At 44.0% G+C, this 13,742-nt stretch carries 10 protein-coding genes; 6 read left to right on the forward strand and 4 right to left on the reverse strand.

Annotated elements, in window-relative coordinates:
- Window positions 1–150: 150 nt before the first annotated feature.
- Window positions 151–1,110 (reverse strand): thioredoxin-disulfide reductase, encoded by a 960-nt coding sequence (gene trxB, locus LMH68_RS14000; RefSeq protein WP_229647066.1) that lies wholly within the window; start codon window positions 1,108–1,110, stop codon window positions 151–153.
- Between the two features lie 529 nt (window positions 1,111–1,639).
- On the opposite strand from trxB, the gene LMH68_RS14005 reads away from it, so the two are divergent.
- The 3 genes from LMH68_RS14005 (at window position 1,640) to LMH68_RS14015 (ending at window position 5,966) form a co-directional block, all read left to right on the forward strand.
- Window positions 1,640–3,307 carry a GGDEF domain-containing protein gene (locus tag LMH68_RS14005; protein WP_229647065.1) on the forward strand — a complete coding sequence of 556 codons (1,668 nt, stop codon included), beginning with the start codon at window positions 1,640–1,642 and terminating at the stop codon, window positions 3,305–3,307.
- A 783-nt stretch (window positions 3,308–4,090) separates the two neighbouring features.
- Window positions 4,091–4,747: a 2OG-Fe dioxygenase family protein gene (locus LMH68_RS14010; protein WP_229647163.1), complete on the forward strand. Its 657-nt coding sequence runs from the start codon at window positions 4,091–4,093 to the stop codon at window positions 4,745–4,747.
- Window positions 4,731–5,966, forward strand: coding sequence for a cysteine desulfurase-like protein (locus tag LMH68_RS14015; protein ID WP_229647064.1), 1,236 nt, complete (start codon window positions 4,731–4,733; stop codon window positions 5,964–5,966). The genes LMH68_RS14010 and LMH68_RS14015 overlap by 17 nt, the downstream gene beginning before the upstream one ends.
- 168 nt (window positions 5,967–6,134) lie before the next feature.
- On the opposite strand, the gene LMH68_RS14020 is transcribed toward LMH68_RS14015, so the two are convergent.
- A complete protein-coding gene (locus LMH68_RS14020) occupies window positions 6,135–6,806 on the reverse strand; it encodes a type 1 glutamine amidotransferase domain-containing protein (RefSeq protein ID WP_229647063.1) in 672 nt (223 codons plus the stop codon).
- A 233-nt stretch (window positions 6,807–7,039) separates the two neighbouring features.
- Here LMH68_RS14020 and LMH68_RS14025 point away from each other — a divergent pair, with 233 nt between their 5' ends.
- Both LMH68_RS14025 and LMH68_RS14030 read left to right on the forward strand, forming a co-directional pair.
- A complete protein-coding gene (locus LMH68_RS14025; RefSeq protein WP_017063584.1) occupies window positions 7,040–7,924 on the forward strand; it encodes a LysR family transcriptional regulator in 885 nt (294 codons plus the stop codon).
- A gap of 354 nt (window positions 7,925–8,278) precedes the next feature.
- Window positions 8,279–9,529, forward strand: a complete 1,251-nt coding sequence (locus LMH68_RS14030; RefSeq protein ID WP_229647062.1) for a sensor domain-containing diguanylate cyclase — start codon at window positions 8,279–8,281, stop codon at window positions 9,527–9,529.
- A 151-nt stretch (window positions 9,530–9,680) separates the two neighbouring features.
- Here LMH68_RS14030 and LMH68_RS14035 read toward each other — a convergent pair whose 3' ends face one another.
- Window positions 9,681–10,505, reverse strand: a complete 825-nt coding sequence (locus tag LMH68_RS14035; RefSeq protein ID WP_029235797.1) for a DUF2797 domain-containing protein — start codon at window positions 10,503–10,505, stop codon at window positions 9,681–9,683.
- A 304-nt stretch (window positions 10,506–10,809) separates the two neighbouring features.
- On the opposite strand from LMH68_RS14035, the gene LMH68_RS14040 reads away from it, so the two are divergent.
- Entirely contained in the window at window positions 10,810–12,105 is a 1,296-nt protein-coding gene (locus LMH68_RS14040; protein WP_229647061.1) for a GGDEF domain-containing protein, read from the forward strand.
- Between the two features lie 254 nt (window positions 12,106–12,359).
- On the opposite strand, the gene LMH68_RS14045 is transcribed toward LMH68_RS14040, so the two are convergent.
- Window positions 12,360–13,730: an SLC13 family permease gene (locus tag LMH68_RS14045; protein WP_017059762.1), complete on the reverse strand. Its 1,371-nt coding sequence runs from the start codon at window positions 13,728–13,730 to the stop codon at window positions 12,360–12,362.
- Window positions 13,731–13,742: the final 12 nt, after the last annotated feature.

Raw genomic sequence — 13,742 nt, forward strand, 5'->3', positions numbered from 1 at the left:
AATGATAATTATTATTTGTTGAGGGCGGCTAGTATACAAAAGAAAGCCCAGTGGATATACCACTGGGCTCTAGGGATTTACAACAAAATGTGATGACGCCCTGCATCTACTGAGGCGAGAGCACCGATAATCAAATCTGCAATCTCAGATTTACTTATCGTTAAGGCCATCTAGGAAGCGTTCAGCATCCAGTGCAGCCATACAACCTGTACCAGCAGAAGTGATTGCTTGGCGGTAGTTGTGGTCCACTACATCACCTGCAGCGAACACGCCTGGGATGCTGGTTTGTGTCGCGTTACCTTCAAGACCAGACTGAACAATGATGTAATCATCTTTCATGTCGACTTGGCCTTTGAAGATTTCAGTGTTTGGTTGGTGACCGATAGCAATGAATGCGCCCATTACTTCGATATCTTCTGTCTTATCAGACTGAGTATCTTTAATACGAACGCCCGTTACGCCCATGTCGTCGCCCAGAACTTCGTCTAGCGTGCGATCAGTGTGAAGAACAATGTTGCCGTTCTCTACTTTGTCCATTAAACGTTTCACTAGGATCTTTTCAGCGCGGAACGCGTCACGGCGGTGAACTAGGTGAACTTCAGATGCGATGTTAGACAGGTAAAGTGCTTCTTCAACAGCCGTGTTACCACCACCAACTACCGCCACTTTCTGGTTGCGGTAGAAGAAACCATCACACGTTGCACAAGCAGAAACGCCACGGCCTTTAAATGCTTCTTCAGAATCTAAACCTAAGTACTTAGCCGATGCACCCGTTGAGATGATCAACGCATCACAAGTGTACTCGCCTGAATCGCCTTTAAGACGGAAAGGGCGGTTAGATAGGTCGACTTCGTTAATGTGGTCGAACAGGATCTCTGTTTCAAAGCGCTCTGCGTGCTCTTTCATGCGATCCATTAGAGCTGGGCCCGTTAAACCTTCAGGATCACCCGGCCAGTTTTCCACTTCTGTCGTGGTTGTAAGCTGACCACCTTGCTGCATACCGGTAACAAGTACTGGGTTTAGGTTTGCACGAGCAGCGTAAACTGCAGCTGTATAGCCAGCAGGGCCAGAACCAAGAATCAATAAATTACAGTGCTTTACGTCGCTCATGAGGACTCCGAAATTGAATTTGTTTTAATTTATAATCGCTTAGGATTGTATGGAAAATATGGAGGCAATAAAAGGTTAAACAAGGGCAGAAGTGTAATTAATCGTTATACGTTAGAACATAACCGAACTAAATGATGGTCTTGTAATCCTGTGTCTTAGATCAATAGCGATAAGTCAAGGAAAGTGCTCTTGCAAACAGCTATGCATATTGCTCACTTTTAGGGCCTTCTTGATCATGGTGTTTCTATAGCAGTATTTACTTTTTTGCGTATACATTGATGAGTAGAAAAACAAGAGAACCTGAATCCTATGTTTTATTTTAAAAAGTTTGCGTTAAAAGACGCTGCAAGAATTCATCAAAATTAGCGTGCAGATAAGCGACCACAAGACGCACTTTTAGTATGAACGGCATGATTACAAACAGGTGTAATGTTGGTTAATACTTGAACTGTTGAGTGTTTCTCAGTTGTTATTTTTTTGTATGTGTTATTATTGATATTTATATATTGCGCGGAATCATTTGAACTCTATGCAGATTCTAATCCTTTTTATCAATGTGTTTATTGTGTGCCTGAATTCGGTTTTTGCTTCTCCGCTGCAGGTCAGCGGGGAACAATCTGTGTTAGCTAATGAAGCTGTAAGATGGTATGAAATGCCTTTGTTATCTGATCCAGTCGATTTTCCCATATTAAAAAAACACATTGAATCCTCTCCAAGGATTGAAACGATATTTGGTGGTGAAGGGGCGTTTGGGTTGAGAGTTGATTTGGCCAACTCCGATATCAAGTCGTCACAACAAATAGTTACACTCCGTGCAAACTATTTGGATCAAGGTTGGGGGTACTGGCAATCAACAAATGGTCAAGTAAGGCGAATACTTGATTTTGGCCAATTAAGTAACAAGAGTATCTTGCATCTGCATAGGCAAAGCTTCCCGTTAATATTGAATGCGGAGGAATCTGGAACACTTTGGCTCTACTTGGAAGCAAAGAAATTTCCAAAGGCAGTTAACTTCACTCTTCAACCTGAATATCCATTTTATATTCACGTTTTCCGCAACAATACGCTCACATTAGCTTCTATTACTGTCATGCTAACGTTGGGAGTTTTCGCTCTTTTTTGTTACTTTCAAACTAAACATCCAGTCACACTGGCTTGTGCTGGTTATGTTGGGCTACATGGCCTGGGATGGTTCGCCGCTTCAGGCGCTTGGGGGTACTTATTATCAAGCCAAAGCTGGAACCCAGTTTATTTTGGAATGGTATTGTTTCCGTTTGCGGTTGCTTTTTCTTGCTATTACACAAGATTATTGTTTGGATTTCCGCAGCATTTTATTCGTATTAATCTTACCTTTCAGGCCTTTAGTTGGCTGTGTGTCATTATCGGGTTTATTAATGTCTTTGCCCCGTTTTCGTTGACTTTTGTTATGTCCCATTTAATTGCGGCAATCTGGGTGCCGACAATGATAGTGACTGGCGTATTGATGGTTTATCAACGAAACTTTGTCGCTAAATATTATTTGATCGGTGGTCTTTGTTATGGCACGGCTTTGGTATATTACATTTTTGCGCATTTTGCACCATTGCCGACTCAGAGATCGACAGAAGTCATCGTTGTTGTTGCATTAGCAATAGATTGTACCTGCATTTTATTGTCACTGACTGAATGGTTGCGGATTCAACAACATCAACATCAGAAAACCTATATCCAGTCGAGGGTGGATAGTTTAACGGGGCTTGGAAACCGGCTGGATTTTAATGATGCGAGTAAACAATTAGTACATCATTCCTATTGTATCGTCTTCATCGATTGTGATGGCCTTAAATCGATTAATGATACTTATGGTCATGATGAAGGGGATCGCTTTTTAGAATACACCAGCCGCATGATGCGAGAAAAATTTACAGACCTTGGAATGGTTTATCGAGCTGGTGGCGACGAATTTATCTGGTTGTTGAAAGTGGGTAAAGAGAAACAAGTTGAGGCTCTCTATTCTCAGATTGAGCTTAGAGTGACTCAGGTGGAAGAGCAAATTCGCAGTGCTGATTGGCCTCAGTCTGGCCTCAGTTTTGGAAGCGCATCTAGTTTTGAATGTGTCAATTTTTCTGAGTGTTTGAGCTTAGCTGACCAGCGAATGTACCAGCAGAAGCGCTCGAAGAACGGTTTTAAAAATCAGTCCAGTGAAATTGAGTGTTAGCTAAATTCCCTATTTTCTAAGTGAATCGTTTTAAGTCTAGTTAACTTATTTTCGTTTTGACTTTTGGTGTAAATGTCACCAAAGGTGGCTCTTTTAGCAACCAACCTTTCAAGCTTGCTTACCCTCTCATCTGTTTTGTGTAGAACATTCCCAATCTTTATAGTCGCCTATTTTTAACGAATTCTAAGTTAGGACATAAAGGCAGACCATCATATTCCAAATAAACGCATCATTTATAATTGTAGGTTTTATTAGAAAGCACTCTATTTGAGGGCGGCCGAGTTCCCCCCGAACTCGACCTGTTCCAGACGCGCAAGCAAAGGCGTTTGGTTTCTGGCTTAGTCATAAATTAACCAATTTCAGTTTGTTGTGTAAATAATCAATAGCTTGGCAACTGATAGGTAGGTCGTATTTTGCTGTGCAAAAGCATAGAAATGAATGATGGCGAGAGTGATGCCTGAGCTCATGCAAGGAGGCTGGCGTATTGAAGCAAAAGGGCTGACACAATATGAAACCTGGCTTGCTAGTTAATAATATCGTTAAATTTAAATTTGTAGGGATTTATAACTAGCTAGTGGAGTGTGCTAGTTTTAAGAGTTGGTCATCTTTTATTCTGGTGTTATACACTGCTTTTGAATCTCAGGTTAGATTTAGTGTCTGAATTATTAAATCTGACGGGATAAATGATTGTTTAATGTTGATTTGGCAAGATCTTCAAGTATCCTTTATGTAAATAAAACGTTAAATATCGAAAGTTAATTAACAATCATTAAGGAGTCGATGATGTTACATGCTCACGAAAATACCCTACATATTACCCACCTCAGTAACCACGCGGTTAAGGAGTTGTCACCATCATTCTCTAAGCTACCAAGCACAGAGCATGCGGATGGCCAGTTCCGATTGAGAAGGTACTCAGTGGTTGAATTCAGTAATGGACAAGTCGTTGAGCTAGACAAACATAACTTTGTTCAGTCTGAAGACATTAATCACTTTCAAGGTGACGTTGTTCGTCAGTTCGAGCCGATTGAAGCGACTATTCTAAGCAGTGAAGGCATGCAAGAAATGTGTGAACTGTTTATTGAAACCAATGGGCTTGAAGACGGGCAAGAAATCGAAATCCATCAGATCCGCATTGCCGCTATTTTTGAAGAAACTCAGGTTGCCCCTGAAGGTGTTCACCAAGATGGTTTTGACCACATCGCGATCATTGGTGTTACTCGCCACAACATCGTTGGTGGTGAAGTGATGCTGTACCAAGATTCTCATGAAGCACCGTTCTTTAGAAAAGTGCTTGAAGACGGCGAAGTTGCAATGCTTGCAGACAGTAAGCTATGGCACAACGCACAGCCAATTCGTACCATAGACCACGGCGAGATGGGCTACATGGATGTGTTTGTTCTAACGGCTAAGGATGCGCGTAATGTCCTTCACTCTTAATGATGTGCGCCAACAGTTTAGCGCGTTAGGCCAATATCATAACGGCAAACCTGTGACCTTTTTTGATGGGCCAGGCGGATCTCAGGTGCCTGAGAATGTTTTAGCTTCAATGACCGAATACCTAGGGCATTTCAATTCAAACCTAGGTGGCCACTATTTTTCTAGCCAAAAGACCACGAGCTTAATGCAGCAAGCAAGAGAAGCGGCGCAAGCACTGCTTAATGCGGAGTCTTCTGGCAATGTTGTGTTTGGTGCCAACATGACTTCGCTGACATTTCAGCTTAGCCGAGCGATCAGCCGAGATTGGAAAGAGGGCGATGAAGTTATCGTCACGGCTTTAGATCATTATTCGAACGTGTCGAGCTGGCAGCAAGCGGCAGACGACAAAGGCGCGATTGTTCGCCAAGTCCGTGTCGACGAGTCGGATTGCAGTTTGGATATGGCGCATTTTGAGTCTTTGCTGAACGAGAAAACAAAGCTTGTCGCGGTGACGTTTGCTTCGAATACGACTGGCTCTATTGTCGACATGGCAAAAGTTATTGAGCTTGCACATCAGCGTGGTGCGCAGGTTTATGTCGATGCCGTTCATTACGCACCGCATCACTTGATCGATGTTCAGCAATTGAATTGTGATTTCTTAGCGTGTTCAGCGTATAAGTTCTTCGGCCCGCATGTGGGCATTGCTTATGTTGCGCCTCAATGGCTACACACGTTAAAGCCTTACAAGGTTGAGCCAGCGACAAACATTGGCCCAGGCCGTTTTGAAACAGGTACGCAAAGCTTTGAAGGCCTTGCCGGTGTGATTGCTGCGGTTGATTACTTGGCGCAGTTTGGTGAGCCAACCGACTCATTGCGTTCTCGTTTAGAGCAAAGCTACGCGCTGTATAATAAGCATGAAAGCCAGCTCAGTGAGTACTTCCTTAAACGCTTGTCTGATCTTGAAGGGGCAAAGCTTTACGGGAAAACCGAGTTTAACTCGAACCTAAGAACGCCAACCTTTGCGGTTACCTTTGAAAACCATTCTCCAGAGTTCATAGCCAAGAAGCTGGGTGAACATAATATCTGTGTGTGGAATGGTCACTTCTACGCACTAGGGTTGGTGAAGCAGTTAGGTATCGAAGAGCAGGGCGTGGTGCGTATTGGTTGTATGCATTACAACTCGATTGAAGAGATCGACTTGCTGTTCAATGTGCTTGAAGGGATCTTGCGAAGTCACTAGCAAGAAGTAACTAACACCTAGATGGTTACAGAATTAGAAAAGAGCATACTTCTCTCATGAATATTGAGGTGGAAGTATGCTCTTTTTTTGTTTCACCGCGCTTATTACTTATTTGAGTAAGGCCAGTGATTCGATTAAGACCGCTATTTAATCAAGACAGCGATCTAACTAAGACAGCTGCTTAACCAGAGATGCACCTACAGCGTGTGCGCTAGTTGGGTTCTGGCCTGTAATTACTCGTTCATCAACAATCACAAGCTCTTGCCAAGGTTGAACCTTGTTGAAACGCGCAGCGCTGCGAGCAAGAGACTCTTCGAGTAGGAATGGAATGTCGTTGATGGTGCCAAAGTCGATCTCTTCTTCACGTGTAAAGCCAGTCACCGATTTAGAACTCAGTAATTTCTCACCGTTGCTCAGAACTATTGGAAGCAGCGCCGCAGGGCCGTGACATACTGATGCAATCACACCGCCATCTTCATAGTGCTTAGCCGCAATAGCAGCGAATTGCTCGTTGGTTGCTAGGTCTGAAAGCAAGCCGAATCCGCCTGGGTAGAAGATAGCATCGTAGCTTGCTGCATTAATTTGGCTTACAGGAATCGTATTGTTGATGCGGTTTTGGAAGTCATCATCAGCCAAGATCTCCGCGTTTACTGAATCCCCTTCAATATCGGTTCCGTACAATGGGCCTTTGCCACCCTTGATAGACGCGATGTCGTACTCAAAACCCGCAGCAATGATCTCTTTCAGAGCATGAGTCAGTTCAGGCGCGTAAGTACCGTTCGCTTGATCTGTATCGCCTAGTGTTGCGTGGTTAGTTACAGGTATTAGTATTTTTTTCATGATTCGTCCCTTTGAGCACGTTTGTTTGGTTTCAGCGTCGTTGTTTAGACATCCGCGTTTTTAGGACAGACATCAGTCTTTTTAATAGAGATGCCGCTGTTTCGTTACCTGTAATACTAGTAGTAAACCATTTGAGTGATAATATGCCGAATAGACAAAACATTATTGCTATATAGCAACAGTCGAATGAGAATTAGTCGGATGTGAACTCGTTAGATGTAAACAGGTGAAGTATGGACAGCTTTGAAGGGATTAATGAGTTTGTTGCGGTTGCTGAGTGTCATGGCTTTTCTGCAGCAGCAAAACAACTGGGTTGCAGTACCAGCCATGTCAGCCGCCAAGTTTCAAGGTTAGAAGAGAGAGTGGGTGTGGCGTTGCTTGCGCGTTCAACACGGATGGTGAGCCTGACCGAATCGGGTCATACCTATTATCAGCAGTGCAAAGACTTGGTCATTGGGCTGCAACAAGCGAATGAACAAGTCACGTCTCAACAAACTCAGCTTAGCGGTACATTACGTGTTAGTGCTGCGGGTGCATTTGCAGAAAATCATGTTGCGACAGCGCTGATGGAGTTTGCCAAAGATCATCCTGAGCTCACCATCGAAATGAACTTCAATACTAAGATGGTTAACTTCATCGAAGATGGTATCGACTTCGCCATTCGTTACGGCCGGTTGGACGATTCAGGTTTGGTGGCAAGAAAGCTCGTCGATCGCCCAATGGCGGCCGCAGCCAGCAAAGATTATTTAGAGCAATTTGGTACGCCCACTCATCCAGAGCAGTTGAAAATGCACAGCTGTATTATCGCCAACAGTGATCAGTGGCTATTTGAGAAAGAGGGCAAACCGTTAAATGCAGTGCGAGTGCATGGGCGCTGGCGCAGTAACAATTCGAGCGCAGTACTGAAAGCATGTGAAGAGGGGCTTGGTGTTGTCTACCTTCCCAAAAGCAGTTTCAATGGCGGCCTGACTAATGGAAAGCTTGTCCCGGTGCTTGAAGATTATTGGGGAGCAGGAACCAGCAGTTGGGTCGTATATCAAAATCGTCGTTTTTTACCCCAGAGAGCACGGTTAGCGATCGACTTCTTGGTTGCTTATTTTTCGGATTGGAATGAATAACCGACGAGGTTTTAAGCGAACAGCCAACAAGATGGAAGTGAATAATTAACGGAATTGAAAAGAGTCGTAATTATCGCTAGCTACCTACTTTAAGGTCGAAAACAGAAAAGCTAATGCTTACATAGATATACGTTATCTTTTTTTGTTTTTTTTTTAACGCGCGTAATAGGAATGAGAGACTTGTCTACTTTTGATAACTGGTGTTAGCGATTGAATTGTAGAGAAGCCCGCAACAGTACGATATACTAGATACCATATTAATGTCCCTAACGCGTGATAGATTCTGTGGAAGCGTTGGCGGGATATGTTGTTATGCTCCAGTTTATGAAGTATAGCTAGAGTGCGGAGTTGGCAATGTCTTCAATAAATTTCGAATCCACGTACGGTGTAATAACTATTCAAGATATGAATGTAGTTAGTGTTGACGCTAACTATGCTCGCATCTATGGATACCAATCGCCCGAAGAACTACTTTCTAATATCGATAGCTTTCTAGATCTAATCTCAGAAGATTTTCATGTTCTCGCCTATCAAAATTACCTTGAAACGGTCAGTGGTCAACGCGACCCTCAGGTTCACACCTATACCAATGTTGATCGTAATGGCAGAGAGTTCACCGTGTTTTCTATCGACCATGTGACGGAGTGGCAGGGAAGACCTGCACTGCAAGTCACGGTGATCGATCTTTCCCCTGCGATTCAGCTGCAAAATGCGGTGCGTGAGCAAGATAAGATGTATCACGACATGATCATGCAATCTGGGCAGGGCATCTTGGTTCACCGAGATTTCAAGCCGCTGATGGTTAATCAATCTTGGGTTAACATGCAAGGCGCTGCTTCCATCGAGCAAGTATTAGAGCTGGACTCTATCCTTGAACTGGTACCAAAACAGAATGCCGATGGCATCAGCAAGCACTATCACGCGATCGTATCGGGTGAGTTGTCTGGCACGAGTACAGTGGTTGAAAATATCGGCTTTGACGGCGTTCATCGGTTCTTCAATATTTACGACAATGCGATTACTTGGAAAGGTCAGCCAGCCGTTCAGGTTGTACTCGAAGATGTGACTCAAAAGGTGATGTTGGAAAAGCAATTGGTTCATCAAGCGAATTACGATGAAATGACCGACTTACTTAACCGCAGAGCGATTTATGAGTGGTTGAGAGAGCACATGTCCTCTAACAACTACCTTGTGTGTATGCTGCTGGATATCGATGATTTTAAGTCGATTAATGACACTTACGGTCATATGGTCGGTGATGAGGTCATTTGTGCTTTGGCTAATATTACCAAGCGCAGTGCCGAGAAAGCCGGCGGAGTCGCAGGCCGTTGGGGTGGCGAAGAGTTCATTATATTTATCCCAAACACGTCTCTTGAAACAGCACACGAAGTGTCAGAAGAGATTCGCCAACAGTTCAATCAAGTTGAATTCAGAATCGATGAACAGTTACGATTTAATTCGAGTGTCAGTATCGGAATCAGTGATAGCCAAGCCTGTGAAGACGGTGTCACGATTGATGCACTCGTGAATTTAACCGATCAATCTCTCTATCGCGCGAAAGCCAACGGCAAGAATTGTGTAGACGGAGATGTGGTTGCGCTCTAACGCCTAAAATCGTCATCGAAAGCGAATAGGATCGACAACGAAAAATGCCCTCAAGTCATCACTTGAGGGCATTTTAGTTTTTGGCTATTCACTAAGCGCTTCTAACTATAAGAAACGCCTCTAACTATAAGAAACGTTTAAGTTCTACAAGTTATGCAGACACTTCCACTTCGTAAGAGCCAAATTTACGGATGTTAATCACGCCCGTATCTAAGATTAGGTATTGGCCTTTAATACCTTGCAGCACACCAGATACTTCAGGGTTCTTGTCAAAGTTATGCGAAACAATCTTCACTGGGTGTTGCTCAACTGGGTAGCTCAATGAAGTGATGTTTTCGCTCAGAATCTCGATTGCATCGTCACCAAACTTTGCTCTGATCTCTTGGATTTTATCCTCAACCAATGGCAATAGTTCTTTGGCTTTTTCTACCAACTCCATATCGTCGCCATCGCCTTTTAGCAGCGTGCGCCAGTTGGTTTTGTCAGCAATGTGCTTCGCTAACTCAACTTCGATCAGGCCAGAGATCTGACGTGTTTTTACCTTCAAGATAGGCAAACCTTGAGTCGCGCCTTGGTCAATCCAACGGGTAGGGATTTGAGTATGACGAGTGATACCCACCTTTAGGCTTGATGTGTTTGATAGGTAAACGAAGTGATCAACCATGCAGTTCTCTTCACCCCATTGAGGCTCGCGACACGTGCCTTCATCGTAGTGACAAGTCTCTGGCTTCATGATGCACATGTCGCAGCTTGCTAGCTTTTTCATGCACACAAAACAGTGGCCTTGAGAGTAGCTCTTCTTAGTTTTCTTACCACATGAGCAGCAAAAAATATTGCCGGTGTGAGTGAGGTTGATGGTTTTACCAATCAGAGGGTTTAGCTCTACAAACTCTTCGCCTACAGGCAAACGGTAGGTAACCGCGCCATCAAGGGAAGCACTCATCTTTTTGAGTGTTCCTTTTGCTAATAAAGACATGACATTACTCGTTGTATTTTGATTATTATTTCGTCGACTCGATTGCGCTGTGAGCAGGCAGTACGGTTAACGATGATTATGCGATGAGTATAACAAATAGAGCCTGTTTTTATACGCAATATTACTTGATTATTGCGATGGATAATTGATGAGTAAACGCTCGTTAAAAATTATGGTATGACATTTTGTTCAGGCGTGATATAACGTTTTTTAGTAAATTATTGGCATTAAGATCACTAATTTACCTAACTTATTTTCTATCGTGAAATCCCAACTATAGGGACCTTAAGCCGGAAGCTTAGACGTGAAGTGGATCCATAAAATAGTCATCTTTTTAGTTATCATGACACTGGCGATTGTCCAGTATTACCGTGTGAGCGGAAATCGTGTGATAACGGCAATTACGCCGGATAAATATGAATTTATCGCGACCAGTGATCAAGTTGATAGGGGAGTCAGTACATCCCAATTATCCTACGAAAATGGGCAATATATTCTCGACTGTGAACTTAAAGAGTCGGAATACCCTTGGCCTTATTGCGGCCTATCGATTCGTATCAACCCAGATATTACCGAAGGTCTTGATCTCTCTCAGTATCACACCTTTAGAGTGAATATTGATTACCATGCGGAAGCGGATTCTAGTGGCCGTTTGAGAACTTACCTACGCAACTACAATCCTGCTTATTCTGTTCCTGATGACGAGTACACACACAAGTACAACGGCATGGAGTTTTCTCCAGGAATCGATGGCGGTGTGATTGAAATCCCAATCGCCAATCTACAGGTGATGACATGGTGGTTAGCCGACAATGATGTGGCATTAGAGCACTCTGCACCTGAATATTCGAATGTGAATATGGTCGAGTTTGCTACCGCATCGGGTGCGAAGCTAGGCCATCATCGAATTGTTATTCGCAGCATCGAGTTTGAAGGCTCGTATATCTCTGCGGAAAGCTTGTTCTTGATCTTGCTGTTTATCTGGGTCGGAACAGGTACTGTGTTCTTACTTTCAGAATTGCATCGTTCAAGAAAACGCATGGTGATCGCAGAGAAAAGACATCACCACTTAAAGAACGTCAATCGCGCACTGAGAGAACAGAATTTTGAATTTTCAGAGATGGCCCATCGTGATGAGTTAACCGGAATACTAAACCGCCACGCGATTCGTGATTGGTTGAAAATGCAGTCACAACATGTGAAGCAAGGACATGGCAAGCTGGGTATGTTGTATCTCGATATCGACTACTTCAAGAGTGTAAATGACAAGTACGGACATCAAATGGGTGACCATATTTTACGCGAGTTCAGCATGGTGGTGGGCAGTTCGATCAGCGCTACCGACAAGTTGGTGAGATGGGGTGGTGAAGAGTTCATTGTTTTTTGCCCTGAGACCGAAGCCGGAGAGGCGCAGATAAAAGCTGAACGCATTCGATTATTGGTTAGCCAGCACCTTTGGGTTCATGGCGATCCGCTGACATGCAGTATCGGTGTTGCCGAGATGAAGCAAGAGCGAGTGACAGAGACCATTGCTCGCGCTGATGAAGCTTTATATCAAGCAAAGCATTCAGGTCGAAACCAGGTGATCTTGAGTCACTAATCTGAAAATTGTTTTGATGAGTTTATAAGCCACACGTGCATATGTGACGTGTGGCGTTTTTATGGTTCTTCTCCCAAAAGCCAAAACAAAAAAGGTGGCGCGGGGCCACCAAAAGGGAAAGCGTTTCTTGTTTTTATATGCCCGTTCAGTGCTTGCTTACGCTGAACGGGCATTTTTGTCTTGGTTGAACCGGGGGAAGTTCAACCAGTTTAGGGGAGCATTCCTGTAAGCATGCGCTTATAGAACGTTAGTGTTTACCAGAAGATCCAAGCGAACAGAGTCAGAACTAGGATACAAACTAGGTTCAACACCATACCGATTCGCATCATCTCTTTCTGCTTGATGTGACCCGAGCCAAACACGATTGCGTTTGGTGGTGTTGCAACAGGAAGCATGAAGGCACAAGACGCAGCAACAGCGATCAGTGCAGACAAAATAACTGGCGACATACCAAGTGCTTCAGCGATGGTTGCGAATACTGGCACCAGAAGTGCTGCACTCGCTGTGTTACTCGCAAATTCCGTTAGGAATACCACGAACGCTACCACGGCTAGAATCGTAAGCAGTACGCCAGCTGTTTCTAAAAATCCGCTTAGTGAGTGTGCTAAGAATACGCTGGTTCCTGTCGCTTTTAGAATGTTACTTAAGCAGATACCACCACCGAATAGGATAAGAACACCCCAGTCCGTTGTCTTCTCAACGTCTTTCCATTCCACCGCTCTAGAAGCGCCAAGCAGTACAATTGCGCCAATCGCTACTAAGCTATCAAATTTAGAGAATCCGCCAATCATTGCGTTGATTGGTTTACCGAATATCCAAAGCGTTACGGTTAGAAGGAAGATAGACAGTGTGATTTTCTTGCTGTTTGTCCATTCAACTGGGGCATGGTCTAGCTCGAATTTGTGGTCAAGCTTCGGCTTAGTCATCACGTAAAGAATAATCATCGCGATTGGCAGTAAGATCATTGAGATTGGTAGGCCAAGTGCCATCCACTCTGTGAAGCTCAAGCCAACTTCTGCCGCCGCAATTGCGTTTGGTGGGCTACCAACCAAGGTTGCGATACCACCGATTGAAGCACAGTAAGCAATACCCAGTAGTACGAACACGTAGGTGTTGCGGTCTTCACTTTGGTCAACTTTGTTCATGATGCCAAGAACAAGGGGAAGCATCATTGCAGTCGTTGCTGTGTTCGAAATCCACATCGACAAGCCTGCACTCACACCGAACAACATGAACACAGCGACCGACATTCTGCCTTTTGCTATCAGCAGTACTTTGTCAGCTATCGCTTTATCTAGCTCTTGCTTGTTCAGTGCGGCTGCCAATGCGAAGCCACCCATGAATAAGAAGATGATTGGGTTTGAAAAGTTAGCCAGCGCTGCGGGCGTGTTGAATACACCAAACAAGACAGCCAAGAGTGGAACGAGCAGAGCGGTGATGCTGACATGAATAGCTTCGGTTAACCATAGAACCGCAACGAACACGAGAATACTCAAACCAGTATTGACTTGTGATTCGAAAGGAAGGGTGTTGAGCAAGAGTGCGAATAGCGTGAAATTACCAATTAATATCATGCTGTTGCGGGTGAACAACCAGTGTTTCAGTGTAGTAACAAGTGCCGTCATAAGACGCTCCTT

The sequence above is a fragment of the Vibrio sp. F13 genome, assembly GCF_020806305.2.
GTDB lineage: Bacteria > Pseudomonadota > Gammaproteobacteria > Enterobacterales > Vibrionaceae > Vibrio > Vibrio crassostreae_C.